General features: G+C 50.8%; 36 protein-coding genes, 2 tRNA genes and 4 rRNA genes. 6 read left to right on the top strand and 36 right to left on the bottom strand.

The window, feature by feature from the left end; all coding sequences use genetic code 11:
- Positions 1-37: 37 nt before the first annotated feature.
- From rrf (ACLHV8_RS20185) to ACLHV8_RS20210, 6 genes are all read right to left on the bottom strand, one after another.
- Positions 38-153 (bottom strand): 5S ribosomal RNA (rrf, locus tag ACLHV8_RS20185).
- Between the two features lie 43 nt (positions 154-196).
- Positions 197-272, bottom strand: a tRNA-Thr gene (locus ACLHV8_RS20190).
- Positions 273-286: 14 nt separating this feature from the next.
- Positions 287-402 (bottom strand): 5S ribosomal RNA (gene rrf, locus ACLHV8_RS20195).
- Positions 403-474: 72 nt separating this feature from the next.
- A 23S ribosomal RNA gene (locus ACLHV8_RS20200) occupies positions 475-3,377 on the bottom strand.
- Between the two features lie 192 nt (positions 3,378-3,569).
- A tRNA-Glu gene (locus ACLHV8_RS20205) sits at positions 3,570-3,645 on the bottom strand.
- A gap of 85 nt (positions 3,646-3,730) precedes the next feature.
- A 16S ribosomal RNA gene (locus tag ACLHV8_RS20210) occupies positions 3,731-5,270 on the bottom strand.
- The 16S, 23S and 5S rRNA genes sit together here with 2 tRNA genes alongside, the layout of an rRNA operon.
- Positions 5,271-5,746: 476 nt before the next feature.
- On the opposite strand from ACLHV8_RS20210, the gene ACLHV8_RS20215 reads away from it, so the two are divergent.
- On the top strand, positions 5,747-6,301 hold the full coding sequence (locus ACLHV8_RS20215; RefSeq protein WP_028018478.1) for a gamma carbonic anhydrase family protein: 555 nt from the start codon (positions 5,747-5,749) through the stop codon (positions 6,299-6,301).
- On the opposite strand, the gene ACLHV8_RS20220 is transcribed toward ACLHV8_RS20215, so the two are convergent.
- Genes ACLHV8_RS20220 through dprA form a run of 6 tightly spaced genes read right to left on the bottom strand, consistent with a single transcriptional unit; the run spans position 6,277 to position 10,060 of the window.
- Complete coding sequence (locus ACLHV8_RS20220) at positions 6,277-6,525, bottom strand: DUF1488 domain-containing protein (RefSeq protein ID WP_028018479.1); 249 nt, start codon at positions 6,523-6,525, stop codon at positions 6,277-6,279. The genes ACLHV8_RS20215 and ACLHV8_RS20220 overlap by 25 nt on opposite strands.
- Positions 6,522-7,340 (bottom strand): shikimate dehydrogenase, encoded by an 819-nt coding sequence (aroE, locus tag ACLHV8_RS20225; protein ID WP_028018480.1) that lies wholly within the window; start codon positions 7,338-7,340, stop codon positions 6,522-6,524. The genes ACLHV8_RS20220 and aroE overlap by 4 nt, the downstream gene beginning before the upstream one ends.
- A 4-nt stretch (positions 7,341-7,344) precedes the next feature.
- Positions 7,345-7,917, bottom strand: coding sequence for an L-threonylcarbamoyladenylate synthase type 1 TsaC (gene tsaC / locus ACLHV8_RS20230; protein ID WP_028018481.1), 573 nt, complete (start codon positions 7,915-7,917; stop codon positions 7,345-7,347).
- Positions 7,910-8,464 carry a type I DNA topoisomerase gene (locus ACLHV8_RS20235; RefSeq protein WP_108091105.1) on the bottom strand — a complete coding sequence of 185 codons (555 nt, stop codon included), beginning with the start codon at positions 8,462-8,464 and terminating at the stop codon, positions 7,910-7,912. Before ACLHV8_RS20235 ends, tsaC begins: the two co-directional genes overlap by 8 nt.
- Positions 8,465-8,490: 26 nt before the next feature.
- Positions 8,491-8,964: a DUF494 family protein Smg gene (smg, locus tag ACLHV8_RS20240; protein ID WP_008503477.1), complete on the bottom strand. Its 474-nt coding sequence runs from the start codon at positions 8,962-8,964 to the stop codon at positions 8,491-8,493.
- Positions 8,936-10,060: a DNA-protecting protein DprA gene (dprA, locus tag ACLHV8_RS20245; RefSeq protein ID WP_134708765.1), complete on the bottom strand. Its 1,125-nt coding sequence runs from the start codon at positions 10,058-10,060 to the stop codon at positions 8,936-8,938. The genes smg and dprA overlap by 29 nt, the downstream gene beginning before the upstream one ends.
- Positions 10,061-10,187: 127 nt before the next feature.
- On the opposite strand from dprA, the gene def reads away from it, so the two are divergent.
- The 5 genes from def to mscL all read left to right on the top strand — a co-directional run bounded on the left by def (position 10,188) and on the right by mscL (position 14,963).
- Positions 10,188-10,697: a peptide deformylase gene (gene def, locus ACLHV8_RS20250; RefSeq protein ID WP_028018484.1), complete on the top strand. Its 510-nt coding sequence runs from the start codon at positions 10,188-10,190 to the stop codon at positions 10,695-10,697.
- 23 nt (positions 10,698-10,720) lie between these two features.
- Entirely contained in the window at positions 10,721-11,668 is a 948-nt protein-coding gene (gene fmt / locus ACLHV8_RS20255; protein ID WP_208595248.1) for a methionyl-tRNA formyltransferase, read from the top strand.
- A 52-nt stretch (positions 11,669-11,720) separates the two neighbouring features.
- Positions 11,721-13,007 carry a 16S rRNA (cytosine(967)-C(5))-methyltransferase RsmB gene (gene rsmB / locus ACLHV8_RS20260; protein WP_410377019.1) on the top strand — a complete coding sequence of 429 codons (1,287 nt, stop codon included), beginning with the start codon at positions 11,721-11,723 and terminating at the stop codon, positions 13,005-13,007.
- A 22-nt stretch (positions 13,008-13,029) separates the two neighbouring features.
- The gene (gene trkA / locus ACLHV8_RS20265) at positions 13,030-14,406 is read left to right on the top strand and encodes a Trk system potassium transporter TrkA (protein WP_013099016.1); all 1,377 of its coding nucleotides are present in this window, start codon (positions 13,030-13,032) and stop codon (positions 14,404-14,406) included.
- Between the two features lie 146 nt (positions 14,407-14,552).
- The gene (gene mscL / locus ACLHV8_RS20270; protein WP_028018487.1) at positions 14,553-14,963 is read left to right on the top strand and encodes a large-conductance mechanosensitive channel protein MscL; all 411 of its coding nucleotides are present in this window, start codon (positions 14,553-14,555) and stop codon (positions 14,961-14,963) included.
- On the opposite strand, the gene ACLHV8_RS20275 is transcribed toward mscL, so the two are convergent.
- From ACLHV8_RS20275 to rpsC, 24 genes are all read right to left on the bottom strand, one after another.
- The gene (locus tag ACLHV8_RS20275) at positions 14,964-15,179 is read right to left on the bottom strand and encodes an alternative ribosome-rescue factor A (RefSeq protein WP_028018488.1); all 216 of its coding nucleotides are present in this window, start codon (positions 15,177-15,179) and stop codon (positions 14,964-14,966) included.
- A gap of 57 nt (positions 15,180-15,236) precedes the next feature.
- Entirely contained in the window at positions 15,237-15,662 is a 426-nt protein-coding gene (zntR, locus tag ACLHV8_RS20280; RefSeq protein ID WP_028018489.1) for a Zn(2+)-responsive transcriptional regulator, read from the bottom strand.
- A gap of 2 nt (positions 15,663-15,664) precedes the next feature.
- Positions 15,665-16,033, bottom strand: a complete 369-nt coding sequence (locus tag ACLHV8_RS20285; protein ID WP_049006555.1) for a DUF1992 domain-containing protein — start codon at positions 16,031-16,033, stop codon at positions 15,665-15,667.
- A gap of 108 nt (positions 16,034-16,141) precedes the next feature.
- Entirely contained in the window at positions 16,142-16,525 is a 384-nt protein-coding gene (gene rplQ, locus ACLHV8_RS20290; protein WP_001216368.1) for a 50S ribosomal protein L17, read from the bottom strand.
- Between the two features lie 40 nt (positions 16,526-16,565).
- The gene (locus tag ACLHV8_RS20295; RefSeq protein WP_002919219.1) at positions 16,566-17,555 is read right to left on the bottom strand and encodes a DNA-directed RNA polymerase subunit alpha; all 990 of its coding nucleotides are present in this window, start codon (positions 17,553-17,555) and stop codon (positions 16,566-16,568) included.
- Between the two features lie 25 nt (positions 17,556-17,580).
- The gene (gene rpsD, locus ACLHV8_RS20300) at positions 17,581-18,201 is read right to left on the bottom strand and encodes a 30S ribosomal protein S4 (RefSeq protein ID WP_004868345.1); all 621 of its coding nucleotides are present in this window, start codon (positions 18,199-18,201) and stop codon (positions 17,581-17,583) included.
- Positions 18,202-18,233: 32 nt separating this feature from the next.
- Positions 18,234-18,623 carry a 30S ribosomal protein S11 gene (gene rpsK / locus ACLHV8_RS20305; protein WP_003863312.1) on the bottom strand — a complete coding sequence of 130 codons (390 nt, stop codon included), beginning with the start codon at positions 18,621-18,623 and terminating at the stop codon, positions 18,234-18,236.
- 16 nt (positions 18,624-18,639) lie between these two features.
- Positions 18,640-18,996: a 30S ribosomal protein S13 gene (gene rpsM, locus ACLHV8_RS20310; RefSeq protein ID WP_003863308.1), complete on the bottom strand. Its 357-nt coding sequence runs from the start codon at positions 18,994-18,996 to the stop codon at positions 18,640-18,642.
- A 146-nt stretch (positions 18,997-19,142) separates the two neighbouring features.
- A complete protein-coding gene (gene rpmJ, locus ACLHV8_RS20315) occupies positions 19,143-19,259 on the bottom strand; it encodes a 50S ribosomal protein L36 (RefSeq protein ID WP_000868187.1) in 117 nt (38 codons plus the stop codon).
- A 31-nt stretch (positions 19,260-19,290) separates the two neighbouring features.
- Positions 19,291-20,622 carry a preprotein translocase subunit SecY gene (secY, locus tag ACLHV8_RS20320; RefSeq protein ID WP_003863305.1) on the bottom strand — a complete coding sequence of 444 codons (1,332 nt, stop codon included), beginning with the start codon at positions 20,620-20,622 and terminating at the stop codon, positions 19,291-19,293.
- Between the two features lie 7 nt (positions 20,623-20,629).
- Positions 20,630-21,064, bottom strand: coding sequence for a 50S ribosomal protein L15 (gene rplO / locus ACLHV8_RS20325; protein WP_003863304.1), 435 nt, complete (start codon positions 21,062-21,064; stop codon positions 20,630-20,632).
- Positions 21,065-21,067: 3 nt separating this feature from the next.
- Complete coding sequence (gene rpmD, locus ACLHV8_RS20330; RefSeq protein ID WP_208595246.1) at positions 21,068-21,247, bottom strand: 50S ribosomal protein L30; 180 nt, start codon at positions 21,245-21,247, stop codon at positions 21,068-21,070.
- A gap of 6 nt (positions 21,248-21,253) precedes the next feature.
- Positions 21,254-21,754 (bottom strand): 30S ribosomal protein S5, encoded by a 501-nt coding sequence (gene rpsE, locus ACLHV8_RS20335; RefSeq protein ID WP_003863299.1) that lies wholly within the window; start codon positions 21,752-21,754, stop codon positions 21,254-21,256.
- A gap of 14 nt (positions 21,755-21,768) precedes the next feature.
- A complete protein-coding gene (gene rplR / locus ACLHV8_RS20340; protein ID WP_013099023.1) occupies positions 21,769-22,122 on the bottom strand; it encodes a 50S ribosomal protein L18 in 354 nt (117 codons plus the stop codon).
- A gap of 9 nt (positions 22,123-22,131) precedes the next feature.
- Positions 22,132-22,665: a 50S ribosomal protein L6 gene (gene rplF, locus ACLHV8_RS20345; protein WP_003863296.1), complete on the bottom strand. Its 534-nt coding sequence runs from the start codon at positions 22,663-22,665 to the stop codon at positions 22,132-22,134.
- A 12-nt stretch (positions 22,666-22,677) separates the two neighbouring features.
- Positions 22,678-23,070, bottom strand: coding sequence for a 30S ribosomal protein S8 (gene rpsH / locus ACLHV8_RS20350; RefSeq protein ID WP_006178918.1), 393 nt, complete (start codon positions 23,068-23,070; stop codon positions 22,678-22,680).
- Positions 23,071-23,100: 30 nt separating this feature from the next.
- A complete protein-coding gene (rpsN, locus tag ACLHV8_RS20355; protein ID WP_003863291.1) occupies positions 23,101-23,406 on the bottom strand; it encodes a 30S ribosomal protein S14 in 306 nt (101 codons plus the stop codon).
- Positions 23,407-23,420: 14 nt separating this feature from the next.
- Positions 23,421-23,960: a 50S ribosomal protein L5 gene (gene rplE, locus ACLHV8_RS20360; RefSeq protein ID WP_001096202.1), complete on the bottom strand. Its 540-nt coding sequence runs from the start codon at positions 23,958-23,960 to the stop codon at positions 23,421-23,423.
- 14 nt (positions 23,961-23,974) lie between these two features.
- Complete coding sequence (gene rplX, locus ACLHV8_RS20365; RefSeq protein ID WP_003863287.1) at positions 23,975-24,289, bottom strand: 50S ribosomal protein L24; 315 nt, start codon at positions 24,287-24,289, stop codon at positions 23,975-23,977.
- Positions 24,290-24,299: 10 nt separating this feature from the next.
- Complete coding sequence (gene rplN, locus ACLHV8_RS20370; protein ID WP_002919748.1) at positions 24,300-24,671, bottom strand: 50S ribosomal protein L14; 372 nt, start codon at positions 24,669-24,671, stop codon at positions 24,300-24,302.
- Between the two features lie 166 nt (positions 24,672-24,837).
- Complete coding sequence (gene rpsQ / locus ACLHV8_RS20375) at positions 24,838-25,092, bottom strand: 30S ribosomal protein S17 (protein ID WP_008503489.1); 255 nt, start codon at positions 25,090-25,092, stop codon at positions 24,838-24,840.
- Positions 25,092-25,283 carry a 50S ribosomal protein L29 gene (gene rpmC / locus ACLHV8_RS20380; protein ID WP_003863282.1) on the bottom strand — a complete coding sequence of 64 codons (192 nt, stop codon included), beginning with the start codon at positions 25,281-25,283 and terminating at the stop codon, positions 25,092-25,094. The genes rpsQ and rpmC overlap by 1 nt, the downstream gene beginning before the upstream one ends.
- On the bottom strand, positions 25,283-25,693 hold the full coding sequence (rplP, locus tag ACLHV8_RS20385; protein WP_002919759.1) for a 50S ribosomal protein L16: 411 nt from the start codon (positions 25,691-25,693) through the stop codon (positions 25,283-25,285). The genes rpmC and rplP overlap by 1 nt, the downstream gene beginning before the upstream one ends.
- A 12-nt stretch (positions 25,694-25,705) precedes the next feature.
- Complete coding sequence (rpsC, locus tag ACLHV8_RS20390; RefSeq protein WP_000529945.1) at positions 25,706-26,407, bottom strand: 30S ribosomal protein S3; 702 nt, start codon at positions 26,405-26,407, stop codon at positions 25,706-25,708.

Genomic DNA, 26,407 nt, shown 5'->3' on the forward strand with positions numbered 1-26,407 from the left:
AGGCCATCCTTTCGGATGGCCTTTTCACTTATTTGATGTCTGGCAGTTCCCTACTCTCACATGGGGAGACCCCACACTACCATCGGCGCTACGGCGTTTCACTTCTGAGTTCGGCATGGGGTCAGGTGGGACCACCGCGCTAAAGCCGCCAGACAAATTCTTTTACTTCTTGCCGAACTTTAACCTAAGTATAAAGTGGTGCTGATACCCAGAGTCGAACTGGGGACCTCACCCTTACCAAGGGTGCGCTCTACCAACTGAGCCATATCAGCACGCTAAATTTGATGCCTGGCAGTTCCCTACTCTCACATGGGGAGACCCCACACTACCATCGGCGCTACGGCGTTTCACTTCTGAGTTCGGCATGGGGTCAGGTGGGACCACCGCGCTAAAGCCGCCAGGCAAATTCTGTTAAATCTGTATCAAGGCTGAAAATCTTCTGTCTCTCGTTCGCCGAAACAGCTTCGGCGTTGTAAGGTTAAGCCTCACGGTTCATTAGTATCGGTTAGCTCAACGCATCGCTGCGCTTACACACCCGACCTATCAACGTCGTAGTCTTCAACGTTCCTTCAGGACTCTCAAGGAGTCAGGGAGAACTCATCTCGGGGCAAGTTTCGTGCTTAGATGCTTTCAGCACTTATCTCTTCCGCATTTAGCTACCGGGCAGTGCCATTGGCATGACAACCCGAACACCAGTGATGCGTCCACTCCGGTCCTCTCGTACTAGGAGCAGCCCCCCTCAATTCTCCAGCGCCCACGGCAGATAGGGACCGAACTGTTCACGACGTTCTAAACCCAGCTCGCGTACCACTTTAAATGGCGAACAGCCATACCCTTGGGACCTACTTCAGCCCCAGGATGTGATGAGCCGACATCGAGGTGCCAAACACCGCCGTCGATATGAACTCTTGGGCGGTATCAGCCTGTTATCCCCGGAGTACCTTTTATCCGTTGAGCGATGGCCCTTCCATTCAGAACCACCGGATCACTATGACCTGCTTTCGCACCTGCTCGAGCCGTCACTCTCGCAGTCAAGCTAGCTTATGCCATTGCACTAACCTCCTGATGTCCGACCAGGATTAGCTAACCTTCGTGCTCCTCCGTTACTCTTTGGGAGGAGACCGCCCCAGTCAAACTACCCACCAGACACTGTCCGCAACCCGGATTACGGGTCTACGTTAGAACACCAGCCATTAAAGGGTGGTATTTCAAGGGCGGCTCCACGCAGACTGGCGTCCACGCTTCAAAGCCTCCCACCTATCCTACACATCAAGGACCAGTGTTCAGTGTCAAGCTATAGTAAAGGTTCACGGGGTCTTTCCGTCTTGCCGCGGGTACACTGCATCTTCACAGCGAGTTCAATTTCACTGAGTCTCGGGTGGAGACAGCCTGGCCATCATTACGCCATTCGTGCAGGTCGGAACTTACCCGACAAGGAATTTCGCTACCTTAGGACCGTTATAGTTACGGCCGCCGTTTACCGGGGCTTCGATCAAGAGCTTCGCGTTGCCGCTAACCCCATCAATTAACCTTCCGGCACCGGGCAGGCGTCACACCGTATACGTCCACTTTCGTGTTTGCACAGTGCTGTGTTTTTAATAAACAGTTGCAGCCAGCTGGTATCTTCGACTGATTTCAGCTCTCCACCCGCAGGGGCTTCACCTACATATCAGCGTGCCTTCTCCCGAAGTTACGGCACCATTTTGCCTAGTTCCTTCACCCGAGTTCTCTCAAGCGCCTTGGTATTCTCTACCTGACCACCTGTGTCGGTTTGGGGTACGATTTGATGTTACCTGATGCTTAGAGGCTTTTCCTGGAAGCAGGGCATTTGTTACTTCAGCACCGTAGTGCCTCGTCATCACACCTCAGCGTTAATAAGGTACCGGATTTACCTGGAACCTCCGCCTACATGCTTAAACCGGGACAACCGTCGCCCGGCTAACATAGCCTTCTCCGTCCCCCTTCGCAGTAACACCAAGTACAGGAATATTAACCTGTTTCCCATCGACTACGCCTTTCGGCCTCGCCTTAGGGTCGACTCACCCTGCCCCGATTAACGTTGGACAGGAACCCTTGGTCTTCCGGCGTGCGGGCTTTTCACCCGCATTATCGTTACTTATGTCAGCATTCGCACTTCTGATACCTCCAGCATCCCTCACAGGACACCTTCAACGGCTTACAGAACGCTCCCCTACCCAACAACGCATAAGCGTCGCTGCCGCAGCTTCGGTGCATGGTTTAGCCCCGTTACATCTTCCGCGCAGGCCGACTCGACCAGTGAGCTATTACGCTTTTTTAAATGATGGCTGCTTCTAAGCCAACATCCTGGCTGTCTGTGCCTTCCCACATCGTTTCCCACTTAACCATGACTTTGGGACCTTAGCTGGCGGTCTGGGTTGTTTCCCTCTTCACGACGGACGTTAGCACCCGCCGTGTGTCTCCCGTGATAACATTCTTCGGTATTCGTAGTTTGCATCGGGTTGGTAAGCCGGGATGGCCCCCTAGCCGAAACAGTGCTCTACCCCGAAGATGAGTTCACGAGGCGCTACCTAAATAGCTTTCGGGGAGAACCAGCTATCTCCCGGTTTGATTGGCCTTTCACCCCCAGCCACAAGTCATCCGCTAATTTTTCAACATTAGTCGGTTCGGTCCTCCAGTTAGTGTTACCCAACCTTCAACCTGCCCATGGCTAGATCACCGGGTTTCGGGTCTATACCCTGCAACTTAACGCCCAGTTAAGACTCGGTTTCCCTTCGGCTCCCCTATACGGTTAACCTTGCTACAGAATATAAGTCGCTGACCCATTATACAAAAGGTACGCAGTCACACCACGAAGGTGCTCCCACTGCTTGTACGTACACGGTTTCAGGTTCTTTTTCACTCCCCTCGCCGGGGTTCTTTTCGCCTTTCCCTCACGGTACTGGTTCACTATCGGTCAGTCAGGAGTATTTAGCCTTGGAGGATGGTCCCCCCATATTCAGACAGGATACCACGTGTCCCGCCCTACTCTTCGAGTTCACAACCTGTGCATTTTCGTGTACGGGGCTGTCACCCTGTATCGCCGGACTTTCCAGACCGTTCCACTAACACACAAGCTGATTCAGACTCTGGGCTGCTCCCCGTTCGCTCGCCGCTACTGGGGGAATCTCGGTTGATTTCTTTTCCTCGGGGTACTTAGATGTTTCAGTTCCCCCGGTTCGCCTCGTTAACCTATGTATTCAGTTAACGATAGTGTGACGAATCACACTGGGTTTCCCCATTCGGACATCGCCGGGTCAAAGGTTCATATCACCTCGCCGGCGCTTTTCGCAGATTAGCACGTCCTTCATCGCCTCTGACTGCCAGGGCATCCACCGTGTACGCTTAGTCGCTTAACCTCACAACCCGAAGATGTTTCTTTCGATTCATCATCGACTTGCGAAAATTTGAGAGACTCGAACACACATAACATGTGTGTCGTTTCAATTTTCAGCTTGATCCAGATTTTTAAAGAGCAAATATCTCAAACATGACTCGCAAGTCAGTTTTGAGATATGACGGCAGGTGACTTTCACTCACGAACCAGCAAGTGGCGTCCCCTAGGGGATTCGAACCCCTGTTACCGCCGTGAAAGGGCGGTGTCCTGGGCCTCTAGACGAAGGGGACGTATAAGTCTCAATCGCAAGACGCCTTGCTATTTACTTTTCATCAGACAATCTGTGTGAGCACTGCAAAGGCAGGTTCTTTAAGGTAAGGAGGTGATCCAACCGCAGGTTCCCCTACGGTTACCTTGTTACGACTTCACCCCAGTCATGAATCACAAAGTGGTAAGCGCCCTCCCGAAGGTTAAGCTACCTACTTCTTTTGCAACCCACTCCCATGGTGTGACGGGCGGTGTGTACAAGGCCCGGGAACGTATTCACCGTAGCATTCTGATCTACGATTACTAGCGATTCCGACTTCATGGAGTCGAGTTGCAGACTCCAATCCGGACTACGACGCACTTTATGAGGTCCGCTTGCTCTCGCGAGGTCGCTTCTCTTTGTATGCGCCATTGTAGCACGTGTGTAGCCCTACTCGTAAGGGCCATGATGACTTGACGTCATCCCCACCTTCCTCCAGTTTATCACTGGCAGTCTCCTTTGAGTTCCCGGCCGGACCGCTGGCAACAAAGGATAAGGGTTGCGCTCGTTGCGGGACTTAACCCAACATTTCACAACACGAGCTGACGACAGCCATGCAGCACCTGTCTCAGAGTTCCCGAAGGCACCAATCCATCTCTGGAAAGTTCTCTGGATGTCAAGAGTAGGTAAGGTTCTTCGCGTTGCATCGAATTAAACCACATGCTCCACCGCTTGTGCGGGCCCCCGTCAATTCATTTGAGTTTTAACCTTGCGGCCGTACTCCCCAGGCGGTCGACTTAACGCGTTAGCTCCGGAAGCCACGCCTCAAGGGCACAACCTCCAAGTCGACATCGTTTACGGCGTGGACTACCAGGGTATCTAATCCTGTTTGCTCCCCACGCTTTCGCACCTGAGCGTCAGTCTTTGTCCAGGGGGCCGCCTTCGCCACCGGTATTCCTCCAGATCTCTACGCATTTCACCGCTACACCTGGAATTCTACCCCCCTCTACAAGACTCTAGCCTGCCAGTTTCGAATGCAGTTCCCAGGTTGAGCCCGGGGATTTCACATCCGACTTGACAGACCGCCTGCGTGCGCTTTACGCCCAGTAATTCCGATTAACGCTTGCACCCTCCGTATTACCGCGGCTGCTGGCACGGAGTTAGCCGGTGCTTCTTCTGCGGGTAACGTCAATTGCTGAGGTTATTAACCTCAGCACCTTCCTCCCCGCTGAAAGTACTTTACAACCCGAAGGCCTTCTTCATACACGCGGCATGGCTGCATCAGGCTTGCGCCCATTGTGCAATATTCCCCACTGCTGCCTCCCGTAGGAGTCTGGACCGTGTCTCAGTTCCAGTGTGGCTGGTCATCCTCTCAGACCAGCTAGGGATCGTCGCCTAGGTGAGCCGTTACCCCACCTACTAGCTAATCCCATCTGGGCACATCTGATGGCAAGAGGCCCGAAGGTCCCCCTCTTTGGTCTTGCGACGTTATGCGGTATTAGCTACCGTTTCCAGTAGTTATCCCCCTCCATCAGGCAGTTTCCCAGACATTACTCACCCGTCCGCCGCTCGTCACCCGAGAGCAAGCCCTCTGTGCTACCGCTCGACTTGCATGTGTTAGGCCTGCCGCCAGCGTTCAATCTGAGCCATGATCAAACTCTTCAATTTAAAAGTTTGATGCTCAATGAATTAAACTTCGTAATGAATTACGTGTTCACTCGTTGAGACTTGGTATTCATTTAGTGTCCGAAGACATTAAGAATCCATGTCACTTTGAGTGCCCACACAGATTGTCTGATAAATTGTTAAAGAGCAGTTGCAACGCGGCTTTCAGCTCATCGTTGCGAGGTGGCGTATATTACGCTTTCCTCTTTCAGAGTCAACCCGTTATTTCAGGATTTTTTCTCTTCAACCGACCGGGTTGTTTGTGAAGTGATTCACATCCGCCGTGTCGATGGAGGCGCATTATAGGGATCCCATTTTTTAGCACAAGTACTTTTTGGATCTTTTTTTCCGACTGACGATTTTCCGCGCTTTTCGCTGAAAACCCACCCGATCTGCTTAAATATTGACGCATTTTACCTTGCCTCGATCCAATATTATGATCAAAGTCTTCTATATAGCGCTCATCCATAGAGGTAGATATGCCCTCAGTATTACGTCCCTATAAAGATCTGTTCCCCAAAAAAGGCGATCGCGTGATGATCGATGCCAGCAGCGTGGTCATTGGTGATGTGCGAATAGCCGCTGATGTCAGTATTTGGCCACTTGTCGCCATCAGGGGGGATGTCAACTATGTGTCGATTGGTGCCCGTACCAATATTCAGGATGGTAGCGTTCTGCACGTCACGCACAAATCCTCATACAACCCTGAGGGCAATCCGCTCATCATTGGAGAGGATGTCACTATCGGCCATAAAGTGATGCTTCACGGCTGCACTATCGGTAATCGGGTGCTTGTGGGGATGGGCTCGATTTTGCTGGATGGTGTGATAGTAGAAGATGATGTAATGATTGGCGCTGGAAGTCTTGTCCCGCAAAACAAACATCTGGAAAGCGGTTATCTCTATTTAGGTAGCCCGGTGAAACAGATCCGCCCCTTAAAAGAGGCGGAAATAGAAGGGTTGAGATACTCAGCGAATAACTATGTGAAATGGAAAGATGAGTATTTGGCTCAGGACAACCAGACCCAGCCCTGATCGTCTTCCTGCTGATCGCGGATCAAATCGCTGGCTTCCTCTTCGAGATCCCAGCGATTCTCACAAAAGACGTCTAGTGGATGAGAACCGCCAAAGCGACTCAGCAGCGTTTCTCCGCCGATCGCACAGGTCAATTGCATCCCGTGCACCAGCACCGGAAAGCAGACAGCCTGTTTGCTCTCATCCCAGACTTCTCTATCAGGAAAATGAATTGCCTGGTTCACTCAGTCAATTCCTGCTTCAGCTTTTCAATCACCGGTTCGACCGCAGGTAGCACTCCGTGCCAGAGCAGCACCGCATGTGCCGCCTGCCCCACCAGCATACCCAGTCCATCCGCCAGATGCTTCGCGCCGTGTTGCTCACACCAGTTCAGGAAAGGTGTCTTCCCTTTCTGATAAAACATGTCGTAGAAATAGATGTGGTGACTCACCAGTGCAGAAGGGATCGCCGGAACTTCGCCACCAATGCCGCTAGAGGTAGCATTAATGATCAGATCGAACTCGTGACCCGCCAGATCATCAAGCGCAACTGCGCTTACACTGCCGGTATGTGCGAACAACCCCGCTAACGCTTCTGCTCTGGAAAACGTGCGGTTGGTAATTGTCACAGCACAATCAAAAGATAAGAGAGGAAGCAGTACGCCACGAGAAGCCCCGCCCGCACCTATCAGTAGAATTCGAAAACCCGGTTTAATAAATGACAGTCTTTCCAGGTCGCTAAGCAACCCGATACCATCCGTGTTATCGCCAAGTAACCGCCCATCCTCAAGCCGTTTTAGCGTATTCACGGCACCGGCAAGAGAAGCACGTTCAGTCAGTTCATCTGCCCGTTCAAAAGCTTCTTCTTTGAAAGGTACCGTCACATTTGCACCTTTACCGCCCGCGTCGAAAAAAGCATTCAGGGTCGGAACAAATGCGTCAACAGGTGCCAGCACGCGGCCATAGGGATGAACTATCTGGAGCTGGTCAGCAAACTGCTGATGGATCCAGGGTGACTTACTGTGCGCTATCGGATTACCAAAAACAGCATAAGCTTCCATCATATTACCCCTGGCGAAAACGTTCGCCGGTCAAAGCGTCGCGGATTTCCGACGGATTCAGTCGACCACCCGTTTCACCCAATGCTACCGGGAAATCGCTCCCGAACTGCGCCAGTACTTCTTCAGTTGTTCGGCACGGAGGCAGCCCGGTCAGGTTGGCACTGGTTGAGACCAGTGGTTTGCCAAACGCCAGGCACAGTTCCACCACCAGCGGATGGTCGGTGACGCGGACGGCGAGGGAATCAAACTTTCCGGTTAACCAGCGCGGTGTCGAAGGTTGCGCCGGAAAAACAAAGGTCACAGGCCCTGGCCACGCGGAGAAGACAGTCTCCCGCTGAGCCGGTGTTAACATGGAATCATCAATATAAGGCTTTAGTTGTTCATAATTGGCAGCGATTAAAATCAGCCCTTTTTCGACGGGCCTCTGTTTGAGTGCCAGTAATCGGCCAACGGCCGTCTCGCTGTCAGGATCGCAACCGACCCCAAAGACAGCTTCAGTTGGATAGGCGATGACTTCTTCATTTTTCAGGACATCCACCGCATGCGCAATGGAGCCTGATGGCAGGTTATTATTCACTATTTTGATCCGCCGAAACCGGCTTTCCACATTGTTTACTGGCGCAAAAGCGTTTCATACCTTGCGCCGTTTTCTTCTCAATAAGTAGCGGATAATTGCAATGAGTGCAGACGCCCGCTACCGGTTTGAAATTGATAACGAACTGGCATTCAGGATAGCGATCGCAAGAATGGAAGGTCTTACCAAAACGAGAACGACGCTGTACCAGTTGCCCACGCTGGCATTGAGGACAAGCAATAGCCGTTTCATCCGGTTTATCAATTTGTTCTGTATGTTCGCATGCAGGGTAACGGCTACATCCAATGAACATGCCGAAACGCCCCTGACGCAGCGCTAACTCACCGCCGCAGAGAGGGCAAAGCTGCCCCTCCAGAATTTTAACGATATGTCCGTCCGCCTGGCTTTTCAGGGGACGGACATAATCACATTCCGGATACTGTGAACAACCGAGAAACGGGCCGTGTTTCCCGGACCGAATAACAAGTTCAGCCCCGCACTGCGGACAGGGCTCATTTTTATGCACCGTGAATAGTGCTGATTTGGCCATAACAACTCTTGGTGCTGCATATTGAATTAATGCAGCATACCTTCATTCACTTCAAAGAGTAATTCTTCCATCTGCTGATAGGCATTTTCACAGCCTGGAATATTAAACAGAACCATCAGGATCACCCATTTGAGGTCTTCCAGTTCAAATTCTGCTGTATCCAGCGCCATGACGCGCTCTATCACCATTTCTCTCGTTTCGAGGTTTAGCACCTGAATCTGCTCAAGGAATAAAATGAATCCCCGGCAGCTGGCGTCCAGCCTTTCACACTCTTCAGCGGTATAGATGCGTACAGACAATGGGTCAGAAGCAAGCTGCATAGGTTCGGCAAGGCCTTCCTGATAATCAGCTAACTTTTCCAGCCACATCAACGCATTATAGATATCTTCCCGCTCAAACCCCGCATCGGTAAGATCCTGTGTCAATTTGTCCTGATCCACTCGCATTTCTGCTTCGTTATGGATGTAAGTCTCAAACAAATACATCAGTACGTCGAACATGGCATGCCCTCCTTAATCGGACATAGCCGCCGGGTACAGCTGCGATCCACCCTGCTAACTCCAGTTCGAGTAGCTGTGCTACCGTTACTGGCACAGGTTGGCCGGCACGTTCAGCGACAACGTCAACAGGTGTTACCTCATCTCCTACGTTAGCCAGGAGCTTGGGAAATGGCAATGCCACCTTTCCCTGATCTGATGAATATTGTCGCTTTTCGGGATCTTCCTGCAGCCATTGCAACCCATATTGCAAATTTTCAAGAATGTCCCCGACTTCCGTTACCGGTGTTGCCCCTTGCTTAATCAGCCAGTGGGGCCCCTCGCATCCGGGATTGCCTATCGGACCAGGCAGGGCGAAGACTTCTCGCCCCTGTTCGAGCGCGCATCGAGCTGTGACCAGTGAACCGCTTCTCCGCGCCGCTTCAACGACCAGTACGCCTCTGCTAAGCCCGCTGATAATTCGATTACGACGCGGAAAGTTTGCTGGTCTGGGCTGCGCCGAAAGAGGGAACTCAGACACTATCGCACCGCCAGATTCGATGAGACGTATAGCCAAAGCCTGATGCCGACGGGGATAAATGCTAAAAAGACCGTTCCCCAACACGGCTACACTACGACCTTTTACTGACAGCGCAGCGTTGTGGGCAACGCCATCAATACCACAGGCCAGCCCGCTGGTGATCGTGAACCCGCTTTGAGAAAGCTGCTCGCACAGAATTTTCCCCCATCGCTCGCCGTACCATGACGGCGCACGGCTACCTACAACAGCCAACTGGATAGTGTTAAGCGCCTCTGGGTTGCCTTTTACAAATAACGCCCCCGGATAATCAGGAATAGTTCGAAGCAAGGGAGGATAAAGCGGATCATGTGCCGTTAATAATTGATTGTCCGGCTGCTCAAGCCACATCAGGCTGCGTTCCAGCTCATTTTCATCTGGAGCAAAGAACCTTTCAGCTTGCTTTGCTGTCAGCCCGGCGTTTCTGAGAACAGGAACATCTATGCTTTTCTGATTCTGTAGCCGTGCGACGGCGTCCAGCATTGCATCACCACAAAGAGACCCTGTATGTATTAACCGTAACCATATCTCGGTAGATGTCATCCTTTCCCCTGCCATAAGCGGCCTCCGCAATCATTGCGATTGGTCACTGATGCTGTCAATCAATGGGGGATTTGTCTAGAATAGAGGTATTATTGTTATCAACTCCTGAACACGACTCTGGAAATTTATGGCAGTTTTGCAAGTGTTACATATTCCGGACGAGCGCCTTCGCATCGTCGCTGAACCGGTTAAAGAAGTGAATGCAGAAATTCAGCGTATCGTAGATGATATGTTCGATACCATGTACGCCGAAGAAGGCATTGGCCTCGCGGCGACTCAGGTGGACATTCACAAGCGCATTATCGTGATCGACGTTTCTGAAAATCGCGATGGTCGTCTGGTGCTGATCAATCCTGAGTTGCTTGAGAAAAGTGGCGAAACCGGTATTGAGGAAGGCTGTCTTTCCATTCCGGAACAGCGCGCTTTAGTGCCACGTGCCGAAAAAGTGAAAATTCGCGCTCTGGATCGTGACGGTAATCCGTTCGAGCTGGAAGCAGACGACCTGCTGGCGATTTGTATTCAGCATGAGATGGATCACCTGGTCGGTAAACTGTTTATCGATTACCTCTCACCACTGAAACAGCAGCGTATTCGCCAGAAAGTAGAGAAACTGGATCGTATGCGCTCGCGTGCATAACACCCCGGGATACAAGGAATAACGTGTCTAAATCGCTACGTATTATCTTTGCAGGAACGCCTGATTTTGCAGCGCGTCATCTTGACGCGCTGTTGTCTTCTGATCACCAGATTGTGGGTGTATTTACTCAACCAGATCGTCCGGCTGGCCGCGGCAAAAAGTTGATGCCAAGCCCGGTAAAAATGCTGGCAGAAGAGCATGGATTACCGGTATTCCAGCCAGCCTCCCTGCGTTCACCGGAAAATCAGCAACTTGTTGCTGACCTGAATGCCGACGTTATGGTGGTAGTGGCTTACGGTTTAATTCTGCCCAAAGCTGTGCTTGATATGCCTCGCCTGGGCTGTGTAAATGTGCACGGTTCTCTGCTGCCTCGCTGGCGTGGCGCCGCGCCTATCCAGCGTTCTTTATGGGCAGGTGATGCAGAGACTGGCGTCACTATCATGAAGATGGACGTAGGTTTAGACACTGGCGACATGCTCTATAAACTCGCCTGCCCGATTACCGCGGAAGACACCAGCGCAACGCTGTACGACAAGCTGGCGGACCTTGGCCCTCAGGGTCTCCTCGAGACGCTGCAACAGCTTGCGGATAATACGGCGCAACCTGAAGTTCAGGATGAAACGCTTGTTACCTATGCCGAAAAGCTAAGCAAAGAAGAAGCGCGGATCGACTGGTCCCTGTCAGCTGCTCAACTCGAACGCTGCATTCGTGCGTTTAATCCATGGCCAATGAGCTGGATGGAGATCGATGAGCAGCCAGTGAAAGTCTGGAAAGCCTCGGTCATTTGCGGCAATACCACGGCTGAACCCGGTACGATTATTGATGTCAGCAAGAACGGTATCCAGGTAGCGACCGCCCAAGGGATCTTGAATCTTGAAGCACTGCAACCGGCCGGTAAGAAAGCCATGAGCGCTCAGGACCTGTTAAATTCCCGTCGCGAATGGTTTATCCCCGGCAAACGTCTTGCCTGAGAAAATTTATCCTTAAGGCCCGGTGTTTCCGGGCATTTTTATTTTTACGGCTATGAAAAAACAAAATCTACGCAGTATGGCGGCCCAGGCCGTTGAGCAGGTTATCGAGCAGGGCCAGTCTTTGAGTAACGTCCTGCCTCCGCTGCAACAAAAAGTCTCTGATAAAGACAAAGCCCTGCTTCAGGAGCTCTGCTTTGGCGTCCTGCGCACACTCTCTCAGCTTGAGTGGTTGATCAATAAGTTGATGTCGCGGCCAATGACCGGCAAGCAACGCACCGTACATTATTTAATTATGGTAGGTTTCTATCAGCTTCTTCATACCCGTATTCCACCTCATGCCGCTCTGGCTGAGACAGTGGAAGGTGCTGTTGCGATCAAACGTCCCCAACTGAAAGGTCTGATCAACGGAGTACTGCGTCAGTTCCAGCGACAGCAGGAAGAGCTTCTTACTGAGTTTGCTCAAAGTGAAACACGTTTCCTGCACCCGGAATGGCTTCTTAATCGCCTGAAAAAAGCTTATCCGCAGCAGTGGCAGGACATTGCCGAAGCCAATAACCAGCGCCCACCAATGTGGTTGCGCGTGAATCGTAATCATCATTCTCGCGATGCCTGGCTGGCCTTGCTTGAAGAGGCTGGAATGAACGGCTTCACACATGACGCCTATCCTGATGCCGTACGTTTAGCATCGCCTGCACCAGTACATGCATTACCCGGTTTTGACGAAGGCTGGGTAACTGTACAGGATGCCTCTGCCCAGGGTTGCATAACCTGGCTTGAACCACAAAATGGAGAGCAGATCCTCGATCTCTGCGCCGCGCCAGGCGGCAAAACCACGCATATTCTGGAAGTTGCGCCTCAGGCCAGCGTATTGGCAGTGGACGTTGATGAACAACGTCTTTCACGCGTCTACGACAACCTGAAACGTCTGGGTATGAAGGCGCAGGTTAAGCAAGGTGATGGACGCAAACCCGCAGAATGGTGTGGCGAGACGAAATTTGATCGTATTTTGCTGGACGCCCCCTGCTCGGCAACCGGTGTTATTCGCCGTCATCCGGATATTAAGTGGCTGCGTCGTGACCGTGATATTAAGGAACTTGCCCAGCTGCAATCCGACATTCTTGACGCCATTTGGCCACATCTTAAACCAGGCGGAACGCTGGTCTATGCAACCTGTTCCGTACTGCCGGAAGAAAACAGTCAGCAAATCGCGGCCTTCCTTAAACGAACTCCGGAGGCTGCATTAAGAGATACGGGGACGCCTGAACGCCCCGGTCAGCAGAACCTGCCAGGTGCAGAAGAGGGTGATGGTTTCTTTTACGCTAAGCTAATCAAAGAGTGATGTTGAGAACAGGTCACGAGATATGAAAATTATCATTCTGGGTGCAGGACAGGTTGGTGGAACGCTGGCGGAAAACCTGGTTGGTGAAAACAATGACATCACTATTGTTGATACCAACGGCGATCGGCTGCGCGTGTTGCAGGACAAGTTTGACCTTCGTGTTGTGCAGGGTCACGGCTCGCATCCACGGGTCCTTCGTGAAGCGGGTGCCGATGATGCCGACATGCTGGTTGCTGTAACCAGCTCTGACGAAACCAATATGGTTGCTTGTCAGGTGGCTTACTCACTTTTCAACACACCAAACCGAATCGCGCGCATCCGTTCTCCTGACTATGTCCGCGATGCAGAGAAACTGTTTAATTCCGAAGCGGTCCCGATTGATCATCTCATCGCGCCAGAGCAACTGGTTATCGACAATATCTATCGCCTGATCGAATATCCTGGCGCACTGCAGGTGGTGAATTTTGCCGAAGGTAAAGTGAGTCTTGCAGTGGTTAAGGCCTATTACGGTGGGCCATTAATCGGCAATGCGCTCTCCACAATGCGTGAGCATATGCCGCACATTGATACTCGTGTCGCAGCCATTTTCCGTCACGACAGACCGATTCGTCCGCAAGGCTCCACCATTGTCGAAGCCGGTGATGAGGTCTTCTTTATTGCGGCCTCTCAGCATATTCGCGCAGTAATGAGTGAGCTTCAGCGTCTCGAGAAGCCATATAAACGTATTATGTTGGTCGGTGGTGGCAATATCGGTGCTGGCCTGGCGCGTAGACTGGAAAAAGATTACAGCGTGAAATTGATCGAACGCGATCAGCAACGAGCTTCTGAACTGGCAGAAAAGTTGCAGAACACGATCGTATTTTATGGCGATGCGTCGGATCAGGAACTACTGGCTGAAGAACATATTGATCAGGTTGATCTGTTTATTGCCGTCACCAACGACGATGAAGCAAATATCATGTCGGCCATGCTCGCCAAACGAATGGGGGCAAAAAAGGTGATGGTGCTTATTCAGCGCCGGGCTTATGTTGACCTTGTTCAGGGGAGTGTCATTGATATCGCCATTTCGCCACAGCAAGCGACCATTTCCGCCCTCCTGAGCCATGTTCGCAAAGCGGATATTGTCGGCGTTTCATCTCTGCGTCGCGGTGTGGCAGAAGCCATTGAAGCCGTAGCTCATGGTGATGAAACCACATCACGCGTTGTGGGACGCGCCATTGATGAGATTAAACTTCCCCCGGGGACAATTATCGGGGCCGTAGTACGGGGGAATGATGTCATGATTGCCAATGATAATTTACGTATCGAGCAAGGGGACCACGTTATTATGTTCCTTACCGATAAAAAATTTATTACCGATGTCGAACGCCTGTTCCAGCCAAGTCCATTCTTCCTGTAATCATTCAGGTGCTCCTCAAAGAGCACCTGAACATAATCCCTCTATTTAACATGCCTTTTATTTTTCATAACGATTATTTATCCCCAATGGCAAATAGCTAATCATTTGTTAAACTTATAATCGTCAGCTGGCACAAGGAGAGCATAATGAGTTTTATTAAAGAGTTTCGCGAATTTGCGATGCGCGGGAATGTGGTGGATTTGGCAGTGGGTGTCATTATTGGTGCGGCGTTCGGTAAGATCGTCTCATCATTAGTTGCCGACATTATCATGCCACCGTTGGGGTTATTAATCGGGGGCATTGATTTCAAACAATTTGCCGTCACGCTCCGGGATGCGCAGGGCGATGTCCCGGCGGTCGTAATGCATTACGGTGTGTTCATTCAGAACATATTCGACTTCGTGATTGTGGCGTTTGCCATTTTTATGGCCATAAAGCTTATCAACAAGTTAAATCGTAAAAAAGAAGAGCCTGCAGCAGCACCAGCACCAACAAAAGAAGAAGTATTGCTGGCAGAAATTCGCGATCTGTTAAAAGAGCAGAATAATCGCTCTTGATCAGAAACTAAAAGCAAGAAGGCCAGTGGTAAAAAAGCGATCCGCTTGTTTGCCACTGGCCTCCCAGTTACCCCGTTTTGCATGCTTGTCTTTACGCAGATAACTACCTTTCCCTTTTTTACTTTTCTCGACGCGCTGTCTGAAGAGCGGGTCATGTAGTAAAGCTTCAATAGCGTTATCTTTAATTTGTCCCTTCGTATGCTGATAGCGGCTCATCATTTCTCCTGAGCATGGTTTATGTCGACGGAAGTCTAGACCCGGGCGGACAAAAAATCAACTGCCCTCCATTTCTCCACTGGCCCCCTGTTCAAGGGCTTCCAGAATTGAACAATAGATACTGCTGTGCGCCGTACCACAGCAGGCGTCATTCAGCCTTTGTAAAGAACGCTGCATAGTCTGCAACTCCTGAATGCGCGCTTCAACCTCATCCAGGCGGGCCTGAACAATACTCTTCGACTCCTGGCAGGTATGATGTTCCGGATCAATACGGATCGATAATAACTCGCGGATCGAATCCAGTGTGAAACCAAGCTGACGCGCATAACGAATAAAGCGCAGACGTTGTAGATCGTTATCGGTATAAAGGCGAAAACCGCCTTCAGTGCGTACTTCATGATCAATCATCTGCTGCTTTTCATAGTATCGGATGGTATCCGGCGTTACGTTCGCGAGCTTTGCAAGTTCACCGATACGGTACATAACTATTCCTCGTTTATTTTATGCATCAATCTTTCGCCGTATTCACCGCGCAGAAAGTCAGTATTCATTCCAGCCTGGCGAAGCTTGAGTTCAATCAGGGCGAGCCGACGGGAAAGTTCAGAATGTCGAGGATCGTCCTGACGGATACCTCTGAGTAGATCAGCAAGCTCAACCGCCTCCCTGCGCTGTTCGAGTTCAGGAGGAAGACAACCTGCATTTTTCAGTAATCGGTATCCTGCACGTAATTCTGGCGCGATGTGCGAATCGTCTTCCAGCACAAGGGGAGCGCCACTTCCTGGAAGATCATCAAATTCACCTTTTTTTTGGGCATCGCGAATATGGCGTTCTGCCCACTGATCGAGCAACCACATTATCAGCTCCAGAGAAAGAACAGATTTGATACAAACATTGTAGAGAAGTTGGGGATCTACCGGATATAAAAAAACCCGCCGAGGCGGGTTTTTTTACGTTACTGCAGATTACTCTGCAGCAGCTTCTGCTTTCTCTGAACGATCAACCAGCTCGATGTAAGCCATCGGCGCGTTGTCGCCTGCACGGAAGCCACACTTCAGAATGCGAGTGTAACCACCGGCACGGCTCGCGAAACGCGGGCCCAGTTCGTTAAACAGTTTTGCCACGATCTCGTTATCACGAGTACGGGCGAATGCCAGACGACGATTAGCAACGCTGTCAGTCTTGGCAAGAGTAATCAGCGGCTCAACTACGCGACGCAGCTCTTTCGCTTTAGGCAGGGTCGTCTTGATGATCTCATGACGAACCAGTGAACCTGCCATGTTGCGGAACATAGCCTGGCGATGGCTGCTGTTGCGGTTCAGTTGACGACCACTCTTACGATGGCGCATGACCTTATCCTTCTCAGTAAAACCTTAACCTGTGATCCGGTTACTCGTCAGCAATACTAGCTGGTGGCCAGTTTTCCAGGCGCATGCCCAGAGACAAACCACGTGAAGCCAGCACGTCTTTAATCTCAGTAAGAGATTTTTTACCCAGGTTCGGCGTTTTCAGCAACTCAACCTCGGTACGCTGTACCAGATCACCGATATAGTGGATAGCTTCTGCCTTGAGGCAGTTAGCAGAGCGGACAGTCAATTCGAGATCGTCAACAGGGCGCAGCAGGATCGGATCGAATTCTGGTTTCTCTTCTTTCACTTCCGGCTGACGTACATCACGTAAGTCAACGAAAGCTTCCAGTTGTTCTGCCAGGATGGTTGCCGCACGACGAATCGCCTCTTCAGGATCGATTGTGCCGTTGGTTTCCATTTCGATGACCAGCTTGTCCAGGTCGGTACGCTGTTCTACACGCGCTGCTTCAACATTGTAGGCAATACGCTCTACAGGGCTGTAGCATGCGTCGACCAGCAGACGGCCGATTGGGCGCTCATCTTCTTCCGAATGAATTCGGGCAGAAGCCGGCACATAACCACGACCGCGCTGAACTTTGATACGCATGCTAATCGCTGCGTTCTCATCGGTCAGGTGGCAGATCACGTGCTGCGGCTTGACGATTTCAACATCACCGTCGTGGGTGATGTCGGCTGCAGTCACAGGGCCAATGCCAGATTTATTCAGAGTAAGAATAACTTCATCTTTACCCTGAACTCTCACCGCCAGCCCTTTCAGGTTGAGCAGGATTTCAAGGATATCTTCCTGAACGCCTTCTTTGGTGCTGTACTCATGAAGTACACCATCAATCTCAACCTCGGTCACCGCGCAACCCGGCATCGATGAGAGCAGAATACGGCGCAGTGCGTTACCCAGAGTATGGCCAAAGCCACGCTCTAAAGGCTCAAGGGTCACCTTGGCGTGCGTCGAACTCACTTGCTCGATATCTACCAGGCGCGGTTTTAGAAACTCTGTCACAGAACCCTGCATTGTGTCCTCTCTTTGGTACTAAGCTTTACTTGGAGTAAAGCTCGACGATCAGGTGTTCGTTAATGTCCGCAGACAGATCAGAACGTTCTGGCTGACGCTTGAACGTACCTTCCATCTTGCCAGCATCAACTTCCAGCCAGGTTGGCTTTTCACGCTGCTCAGCCAGCTCCAGAGCGGCCTTCACGCGAGATTGCTTTTTCGCTTTCTCACGAATGCTAACAACGTCATTCGCTTTAACCTGATAAGAAGCGATGTTAACAACACGACCGTTTACCATGATTGCTTTGTGGCTAACCAGCTGACGTGATTCAGCACGAGTAGCGCCGAAGCCCATACGGTATACAACGTTGTCCAGACGACCTTCCAGCAGAGCCAGCAGGTTTTCACCCGTGTTGCCTTTCAGACGTGCTGCTTCTTTATAGTAGTTACGGAACTGACGCTCCAGCACACCGTACATACGGCGAACTTTTTGCTTTTCACGCAACTGCACACCATAGTCAGACAGACGCGGTTTACGCGCACCGTGCTGGCCAGGAGCTTGTTCAATTTTACACTTGGTATCGATCGCGCGAACGCCAGACTTAAGGAATAAGTCGGTGCCCTCACGACGGCTCAGCTTGAGCTTAGGACCCAAATATCTTGCCATTTTCTATCTCCAACTAACCTAAAAAACGAGCGTTATACGCGACGTTTTTTCGGCGGACGACAACCGTTATGAGGGATCGGAGTCACATCAGTAATATTCGTGATGCGGAAACCAGCGGCGTTCAGAGCGCGAACAGTAGATTCACGACCCGGACCCGGACCTTTAACCATAACTTCCAGATTCTTGATGCCGTATTCTTTTACGGCTTCAGCGCAACGCTCTGCTGCAACCTGAGCTGCGAACGGAGTGGATTTGCGAGAACCACGGAAACCGGAACCACCGGCTGTTGCCCAACCCAATGCGTTACCCTGACGATCAGTAATAGTAACGATGGTGTTGTTGAAAGAAGCATGGATATGAGCCACGCCGTCAGAGACTTGTTTTCTTACACGTTTACGTGCACGAACTGGTGCCTTTGCCATTATTCAATCACCCCGATTATTTCTTGATCGGTTTGCGCGGACCCTTACGGGTACGTGCGTTGGTCTTAGTACGCTGACCGCGCACTGGCAGACCACGACGATGACGCAAACCGCGATAGCAACCAAGATCCATCAGGCGCTTGATGCTCATGCTGATTTCACGGCGCAGATCACCTTCAACGACAAATTTGGCAACTTCGTCACGCAGCGTGTCGATTTGTTCTTCAGACAGCTCACTGATCTTAACATCTTCAGCGATACCCGCTGCAGCCAGAATGGCTTTAGAACGGGTCTTGCCGACGCCGTAGATCGAAGTTAATGCGATCACAGCATGTTTCTGATCAGGAATGTTAATGCCTGCTATACGGGCCACTATGCACTCCTACTATTTAATATGTACGCACCATGCTGAAAAGCCCGTTTTCAGGATACTCAAATGGAAACGTACAGACATACAAAAGATTGGCTGGCTAATCTAGCCAGCTCAACCCAACTTTGCAAGAAAAATATGCGAAATAATCAGCCTTGGCGCTGTTTATGCTTCGGCTCGGCACTGCAAATCACGCGGATGACACCATCACGCTTAACGATTTTGCAGTTACGGCATAATTTCTTGACGGAAGCACGAACTTTCATTTTTACTCTCCGTAACTTCTCAGGCGACCAATTAGCGGCCGTAGCCTTTCAGGTTCGCCTTCTTCAATGCAGACTCATACTGACTCGACATCATCAGAGTTTGCACTTGAGCCATAAAGTCCATAATCACGACAACAACGATAAGCAGTGAGGTCCCACCGAAGTAGAACGGTACTTTCATTGCATCACGCATGAACTCCGGGATCAGGCAGATAAAAGTAATATAAAGCGCACCAACCAAAGTCAGACGAGTCATTACTTTATCGATATACTTCGCCGTTTGCTCTCCCGGACGAATTCCTGGTACAAATGCACCGGACTTCTTCAGGTTATCTGCTGTTTCACGCGGGTTGAAGACCAACGCCGTGTAGAAGAAACAGAAGAAGATGATCGCAGACGCATAGAGTAACACATAAAGTGGTTGCCCAGGCTGCAAATACAGCGAAATTGTTGTCAGCCAGTTCCAACCAGTCCCGCCCCCGAACCATGACGCGATGGTCGCCGGGAACAGAATAATACTGGAAGCGAAGATCGCCGGGATTACCCCTGCCATATTCACTTTCAGCGGTAAATGTGTGCTCTGTGCAGCATAGACACGACGACCTTGCTGACGTTTAGCGTAGTTCACCACAATGCGGCGTTGACCACGTTCAACGAAGACAACAAAGAACGTCACTGCAAATACTAATACTGCAACCAACAGCAACAGGAGGAAGTGCAGGTCGCCTTGACGCGCTTGCTCGATAGTATGGGCGATGGCTGGCGGGAGGCCCGCAACAATACCGGCGAAGATAATGATCGAGATACCGTTACCGATACCACGTTCAGTAATCTGTTCGCCGAGCCACATCAGGAACATTGTCCCTGTGACCAGACTAACAACAGCGGTGAAATAGAATGCAAAGCCTGGGTTTAATACCAGGCCCTGCATACCAGGCATATTCGGAAGACCGGTAGCAATACCGATCGACTGGAATATTGCCAGCACCAGAGTACCGTAACGGGTGTACTGACTAATCTTACGACGTCCAGACTCCCCTTCTTTCTTCAACTCTGCCAGGGCCGGATGAACGACCGTCAGCAGCTGGATAATAATAGATGCCGAAATGTACGGCATAATACCCAGAGCGAAGATAGAAGCACGGCTGAGAGCACCACCAGAGAACATGTTGAACATTTCAATGATGGTGCCTCGCTGTTGCTCAAGCAGTTTGGCAAGTACAGCGGCATCGATACCAGGGATCGGAATAAAAGAGCCAATACGGAACACAATCAGCGCGCCGATAACAAACAGCAGTCTGCGTTTCAGCTCGCCAAATCCACCTTTGGCACTTTGAAAATCTAATCCCGGTTGCTTAGCCATCTGCTACTTATTCCTCAATTTTACCGCCAGCAGCTTCGATAGCAGCACGAGCACCTTTAGTAACACGCAGGCCACGAACAGTTACCGGAGTAGAAACTTCACCAGCCAGGATCACTTTCGCGAACTCGATCTGGATACCGATAATGTTTGCTGCTTTCAGCGTGTTCAGGTCTACAACGCCGCCTTCAACTTTCGCCAGGTCAGACAGACGGATTTCCGCTGTGATCGCTGCTTTGCGAGAGGTGAAGCCGAACTTCGGCAGACGACGGTACAGTGGCATCTGGCCACCCTCGAAACCGCGACGTACGCCACCGCCAGAACGAGAGTTCTGACCTTTGTGACCACGACCACCGGTTTTGCCGAGGCCAGAACCGATACCACGACCCAGGCGTTTACCCGCCTTTTTAGAGCCTTCGGCCGGAGACAGAGTATTTAAACGCATCTCTTACTCCTCAACTTTAACCATGAAGTAAACCGCGTTGACCATACCGCGAATAGCAGGAGTATCCTCGCGCTCAACGGTATGACCAATACGACGCAGACCCAGGCCAAGCAGCGTTGCCTTGTGTTTCGGCAGACGACCGATTGCACTGCGGGTTTGAGTGATTTTAATAGTCTTTGCCATGGTCAATTACCCCAGAATTTCTTCAACGGATTTACCACGCTTGGCAGCGACCATTTCTGGAGAATTCATATTTTCCAGGCCATCAATAGTTGCACGAACCACGTTGATCGGGTTGGTGGAACCATATGCTTTAGCCAGTACGTTATGAACCCCAGCAACTTCCAGAACGGCGCGCATTGCACCACCGGCGATGATACCGGTACCTTCTGAAGCTGGCTGCATGAATACACGAGACCCCGTGTGAACACCTTTAACTGGGTGCTGCAGGGTGCCGTTGTTCAGCGCGACGTTAATCATGTTGCGACGGGCTTTTTCCATCGCTTTCTGGATCGCTGCTGGAACTTCACGCGCTTTACCGTAACCAAAACCAACGCGACCATTACCATCACCCACTACAGTCAGAGCTGTGAAGGAGAAAATACGACCACCTTTAACGGTTTTAGATACGCGGTTTACCGCGATCAGCTTTTCCTGCAGTTCGCCAGCCTGTTTTTCGATGTGAGCCATCTTACACCTCTACCTTAGAACTGAAGGCCAGCTTCACGGGCAGCATCTGCCAGTGCCTGGACACGACCATGATATTGGAACCCGGAACGGTCAAAGGAAACATTGCTGATGCCTTTTTCCAGAGCGCGTTCAGCAACAGCTTTACCTACAGCTGCAGCGGCGTCTTTGTTACCGGTGTACTTCAATTGTTCTGCAATAGCTTTTTCTACAGTAGAAGCAGCTACCAGAACTTCAGAACCGTTCGGTGCAATTACCTGTGCGTAAATATGACGCGGGGTACGATGTACCACCAGGCGAGTTGCACCCAGCTCTTTGAGCTTGCGGCGTGCGCGGGTCGCACGACGGATACGAGCAGATTTCTTATCCATAGTGTTACCTTACTTCTTCTTAGCCTCTTTGGTACGCACGACTTCGTCGGCGTAACGAACACCCTTGCCTTTGTAAGGCTCAGGACGACGGTAGGCGCGCAGATCTGCTGCAACCTGACCGATCAGCTGTTTATCAGCGCCTTTCAGCACGATTTCAGTTTGAGTCGGACATTCTGCAGTGATACCGGCCGGCAGCGGATGCTCAACAGGGTGTGAGAAGCCCAGAGACAGGCCTACTGCATTCCCTTTGATAGCTGCACGATAACCTACACCAACCAGCTGAAGCTTTTTAGTGAAGCCTTCGGTAACACCAACAACCATTGAGTTCAGCAGGGCACGCGCGGTACCAGCCTGAGCCCATCCATCCACGAAACCATCACGTGGACCGAAGGTCAGAGCGTTATCTGCATGTTTAACTTCAACAGCTTTGTTGAGGGTACGAGTCAGCTCGCCGTTTTTACCTTTGATCGTAATAACCTGACCGTCGATTTTTACATCAACGCCGGCAGGAATAACGACCGGTGCTTTAGCAACACGAGACATTCTTTCCTCCGATTAGGCTACGTAGCAGATAATTTCGCCACCAAGACCAGCCTGGCGCGCTGCACGATCAGTCATAACACCTTTAGAGGTAGAAACAACTGCGATACCAAGACCAGCCATAACTTTTGGCAGCTCATCTTTTTTCTTATAGATGCGCAGGCCTGGGCGGCTGACACGCTGAATGCTTTCTACAACAGCTTTACCCTGGAAATACTTGAGAGTAAGTTCCAGTTCCGGCTTGGTGTCGCCTTCAACTTTAAAATCTTCGATAAAACCTTCTTCCTTCAGCACGTTGGCAATTGCCACTTTCAGCTTGGCGGAAGGCATGGTGACCGCAACTTTGTTCGCGGCCTGACCGTTACGGATACGGGTCAGCATATCCGCGATCGGATCTTGCATGCTCATCTGTCTTTACTCCCGTGATTCAATTGGTAATTACCAGCTAGCCTTTTTCAAGCCTGGTACTTCACCGCGCATGGCGGCTTCACGCAGTTTGATACGGCTCAACCCAAACTTGCCCACATAACCATGTGGACGACCTGTTTGACGACAGCGGTTACGCTGACGAGACGGGCTGGAATCACGCGGCAGAGACTGCAGCTTGAGAACCGCATTCCAACGATCTTCGTCGGAAGCGTTCACATCAGAAATGATCGCTTTCAGTTCAGCGCGTTTAGCGAAGAATTTATCAGCTAAAGCTACGCGCTTTACTTCGCGTGCTTTCATTGATTGCTTAGCCATTCAGTAACCCTACCTTACTTGCGGAACGGGAAGTCAAAGGCAGCCAGCAGAGCACGGCCTTCTTCGTCAGATTTCGCAGTAGTGGTAATGGTAATATCCAAACCACGCACGCGGTCGACTTTATCGTAGTCGATTTCTGGGAAGATGATCTGCTCACGGACACCCATGCTGTAGTTACCACGACCGTCGAAAGACTTAGCGGACAAGCCACGGAAGTCACGGATACGTGGAACAGCAATAGTGATCAGGCGCTCAAAGAACTCCCACATGCGTTCGCCACGCAGAGTTACTTTACAGCCGATCGGATAGCCCTGACGGATTTTGAAGCCTGCAACAGATTTGCGTGCTTTGGTGATCAGCGGTTTTTGACCGGAGATTGCTGTCAGGTCAGCTGCTGCGTTATCCAGCAGTTTCTTGTCAGCGATCGCTTCACCAACACCCATGTTCAGGGTGATCTTCTCGACCCGAGGGACTTGCATGACAGAATTGTAGTTAAACTCAGTCATGAGTTTTTTAACTACTTCGTCTTTGTAGTAATCATGCAGTTTCGCCATCGTACTACTCCAAATTACTTGATAGTTTCGCTGTTAGACTTGAAGAAACGGACTTTTTTACCGTCTTCGAATCTAAAGCCTACACGGTCAGCCTTGCCGGTAGCCGCATTGAAGATTGCAACGTTAGAAACCTGAATAGCAGCTTCTTTTTCAACGATGCCGCCTGGTTGGTTCAGGGCCGGAACCGGCTTCTGATGTTTCTTAACCAGGTTGATACCTTCAACGACGAGTTTGCCGGAAGACAGAACATTTTTTACTTTACCGCGTTTACCTTTATCTTTACCGGTTAACACGATAACTTCGTCATCACGACGGATTTTCGCTGCCATGATTCGCTCCTTAGAGTACTTCTGGTGCCAGAGAGATAATTTTCATGAACTTCTCAGTACGAAGTTCACGAGTTACCGGCCCAAAGATACGCGTGCCGATAGGCTGCTCGCTGTTATTGTTTAAAATAACGCATGCATTACCATCGAAGCGAATGACAGAACCGTCAGGGCGACGAACACCCTTCTTGGTGCGCACCACTACCGCCTTCAGCACATCACCTTTTTTGACCTTACCACGTGGAATTGCTTCCTTGATGGTGATCTTGATGATGTCGCCTACGCCTGCGTAGCGACGGTGCGAGCCACCCAGAACCTTGATACACATTACGCGACGTGCACCGGAGTTGTCGGCGACGTTCAGCATAGTCTGTTCTTGGATCATTTTAGTGCTCCGCTAATGTCAACTACTACCTGAGACTCTAAAATCAGAGCCGTTAAAAAGCCCCATATCGAGGGCGCGGCATTATAACACCGCTTCTGCAATATGGGTAGAAAAAATAAACGGCTCATCGCTGAGCCGTTTATTCGTATTGAGAATGCGTACTGTATTACAGAACCGCTTTCTCTACAACGCGAACCAGCGTCCAGGACTTAGTCTTGGACAGTGGACGGCATTCACGGATTTCAACCTTGTCGCCGATACCACATTCGTTGTTCTCGTCATGTACGTGCAGTTTGGTCGTACGCTTGATGAATTTACCGTAGATCGGGTGTTTCACAATACGTTCGATAGCTACAACAATGGATTTCTCCATTTTGTCGCTAACAACACGACCTTGCAGAGTACGGATTTTATCGGTCATTACGCACCCGCCTTCTGAGTCAGTAAAGTCTTAACGCGTGCAACATTGCGACGCACTTGCTTCAGCAGGTGAGTCTGTTGCAGCTGGCCACTTGCAGCCTGCATACGCAGGTTGAACTGCTCACGCAGCAGGTTCAGCAGCTCAGCGTTCAGCTCTTCAACGCTTTTTTCACGCAGCTCTTTTGCTTTCATTACATCACCGTCTTAGTTACAAAGGTGGTTTTGATAGGCAGTTTCGCTGCTGCCAGGCCGAAGGCTTCACGGGCCAGCTCTTCCGGAACACCGTCCATTTCATACAGGACTTTGCCCGGTTGGATCAAGGCAACCCAGTACTCCACGTTACCTTTACCTTTACCCATACGAACTTCCAGCGGCTTCTCGGTAATTGGTTTGTCCGGGAATACACGGATCCAAATTTTACCTTGACGCTTAACTGCACGGGTCATTGCACGACGTGCTGCTTCGATCTGACGTGCAGTCAGACGACCACGGCCAACAGCTTTCAGACCGAAAGTGCCGAAGCTAACATCCGTACCCTGCGCCAGACCACGGTTGCGGCCTTTGTGCACTTTACGGAATTTTGTACGCTTTGGTTGTAACATCAGCGACGCTCCTTATTTACGGCCTTTACGCTGCTGCTTTTTAGGTTGAGCAGCCGGTTTTTCCGGTTGTTCAACAGCAGCCATACCACCCAGGATCTCACCTTTGAAGATCCATACCTTAACGCCGATTACACCGTAAGTGGTGTGCGCTTCAGAGGTGTTGTAGTCGATGTCAGCACGCAGAGTGTGCAGCGGTACGCGACCTTCACGGTACCATTCGGTACGTGCGATTTCCGCGCCGCCCAGACGGCCGCTAACTTCAACTTTGATACCTTTAGCGCCCAGACGCATTGCGTTCTGTACAGCACGCTTCATAGCACGACGGAACATAACACGACGTTCCAGCTGTGAAGTGATGCTGTCAGCAACCAATTTAGCGTCCAGTTCAGGCTTACGAACTTCAGCGATATTGATCTGTGCAGGAACGCCAGCGATATCCGCTACGACCTTGCGCAGTTTTTCTACGTCTTCGCCTTTCTTACCGATAACGATGCCAGGACGAGCAGTGTGGATAGTCACACGGATGCTCTTAGCTGGACGCTCGATAACGATACGAGATACAGACGCTTTAGCCAGTTCCTTAGTCAGGTACTGACGTACTTTAAAATCGCTGTCCAGGTTGTCAGCGAATTCTTTGGTGTTCGCAAACCAGGTAGAGTTCCATGGTTTTACAATACCCAGGCGAATACCATTAGGATGTACTTTCTGACCCAT

Origin of the sequence: Enterobacter sp. CPE_E863 (assembly GCF_046521465.1) — a bacterium.
GTDB classification, from domain to species: Bacteria; Pseudomonadota; Gammaproteobacteria; order Enterobacterales; family Enterobacteriaceae; genus Enterobacter; species Enterobacter adelaidei.

Bases quoted from the DNA above. Each gene is read 5' to 3' on its own strand.
- ACLHV8_RS20215 (WP_028018478.1), top strand. From the start codon at position 5,747: ATGCCCTCAGTATTACGTCCCTATAAAGATCTGTTCCCCAAAAAAGGC.
- aroE (WP_028018480.1), bottom strand. From the start codon at position 7,340: ATGGAAGCTTATGCTGTTTTTGGTAATCCGATAGCGCACAGTAAGTCA.
- ACLHV8_RS20235 (WP_108091105.1), bottom strand. From the start codon at position 8,464: ATGGCCAAATCAGCACTATTCACGGTGCATAAAAATGAGCCCTGTCCG.
- smg (WP_008503477.1), bottom strand. From the start codon at position 8,964: ATGTTCGACGTACTGATGTATTTGTTTGAGACTTACATCCATAACGAA.
- dprA (WP_134708765.1), bottom strand. From the start codon at position 10,060: ATGACATCTACCGAGATATGGTTACGGTTAATACATACAGGGTCTCTT.
- def (WP_028018484.1), top strand. From the start codon at position 10,188: ATGGCAGTTTTGCAAGTGTTACATATTCCGGACGAGCGCCTTCGCATC.
- rsmB (WP_410377019.1), top strand. From the start codon at position 11,721: ATGAAAAAACAAAATCTACGCAGTATGGCGGCCCAGGCCGTTGAGCAG.
- trkA (WP_013099016.1), top strand. From the start codon at position 13,030: ATGAAAATTATCATTCTGGGTGCAGGACAGGTTGGTGGAACGCTGGCG.
- mscL (WP_028018487.1), top strand. From the start codon at position 14,553: ATGAGTTTTATTAAAGAGTTTCGCGAATTTGCGATGCGCGGGAATGTG.
- ACLHV8_RS20275 (WP_028018488.1), bottom strand. From the start codon at position 15,179: ATGAGCCGCTATCAGCATACGAAGGGACAAATTAAAGATAACGCTATT.
- zntR (WP_028018489.1), bottom strand. From the start codon at position 15,662: ATGTACCGTATCGGTGAACTTGCAAAGCTCGCGAACGTAACGCCGGAT.
- ACLHV8_RS20285 (WP_049006555.1), bottom strand. From the start codon at position 16,033: ATGTGGTTGCTCGATCAGTGGGCAGAACGCCATATTCGCGATGCCCAA.
- rplQ (WP_001216368.1), bottom strand. From the start codon at position 16,525: ATGCGCCATCGTAAGAGTGGTCGTCAACTGAACCGCAACAGCAGCCAT.
- ACLHV8_RS20295 (WP_002919219.1), bottom strand. From the start codon at position 17,555: ATGCAGGGTTCTGTGACAGAGTTTCTAAAACCGCGCCTGGTAGATATC.
- rpsD (WP_004868345.1), bottom strand. From the start codon at position 18,201: ATGGCAAGATATTTGGGTCCTAAGCTCAAGCTGAGCCGTCGTGAGGGC.
- rpsK (WP_003863312.1), bottom strand. From the start codon at position 18,623: ATGGCAAAGGCACCAGTTCGTGCACGTAAACGTGTAAGAAAACAAGTC.
- rpmJ (WP_000868187.1), bottom strand. From the start codon at position 19,259: ATGAAAGTTCGTGCTTCCGTCAAGAAATTATGCCGTAACTGCAAAATC.
- secY (WP_003863305.1), bottom strand. From the start codon at position 20,622: ATGGCTAAGCAACCGGGATTAGATTTTCAAAGTGCCAAAGGTGGATTT.
- rplO (WP_003863304.1), bottom strand. From the start codon at position 21,064: ATGCGTTTAAATACTCTGTCTCCGGCCGAAGGCTCTAAAAAGGCGGGT.
- rpmD (WP_208595246.1), bottom strand. From the start codon at position 21,247: ATGGCAAAGACTATTAAAATCACTCAAACCCGCAGTGCAATCGGTCGT.
- rpsE (WP_003863299.1), bottom strand. From the start codon at position 21,754: ATGGCTCACATCGAAAAACAGGCTGGCGAACTGCAGGAAAAGCTGATC.
- rplR (WP_013099023.1), bottom strand. From the start codon at position 22,122: ATGGATAAGAAATCTGCTCGTATCCGTCGTGCGACCCGCGCACGCCGC.
- rplF (WP_003863296.1), bottom strand. From the start codon at position 22,665: ATGTCTCGTGTTGCTAAAGCACCGGTCGTTATTCCTGCCGGCGTTGAT.
- rpsH (WP_006178918.1), bottom strand. From the start codon at position 23,070: ATGAGCATGCAAGATCCGATCGCGGATATGCTGACCCGTATCCGTAAC.
- rpsN (WP_003863291.1), bottom strand. From the start codon at position 23,406: ATGGCTAAGCAATCAATGAAAGCACGCGAAGTAAAGCGCGTAGCTTTA.
- rplE (WP_001096202.1), bottom strand. From the start codon at position 23,960: ATGGCGAAACTGCATGATTACTACAAAGACGAAGTAGTTAAAAAACTC.
- rplX (WP_003863287.1), bottom strand. From the start codon at position 24,289: ATGGCAGCGAAAATCCGTCGTGATGACGAAGTTATCGTGTTAACCGGT.
- rplN (WP_002919748.1), bottom strand. From the start codon at position 24,671: ATGATCCAAGAACAGACTATGCTGAACGTCGCCGACAACTCCGGTGCA.
- rpsQ (WP_008503489.1), bottom strand. From the start codon at position 25,092: ATGACCGATAAAATCCGTACTCTGCAAGGTCGTGTTGTTAGCGACAAA.
- rpmC (WP_003863282.1), bottom strand. From the start codon at position 25,283: ATGAAAGCAAAAGAGCTGCGTGAAAAAAGCGTTGAAGAGCTGAACGCT.
- rplP (WP_002919759.1), bottom strand. From the start codon at position 25,693: ATGTTACAACCAAAGCGTACAAAATTCCGTAAAGTGCACAAAGGCCGC.
- rpsC (WP_000529945.1), bottom strand. From the start codon at position 26,407: ATGGGTCAGAAAGTACATCCTAATGGTATTCGCCTGGGTATTGTAAAA.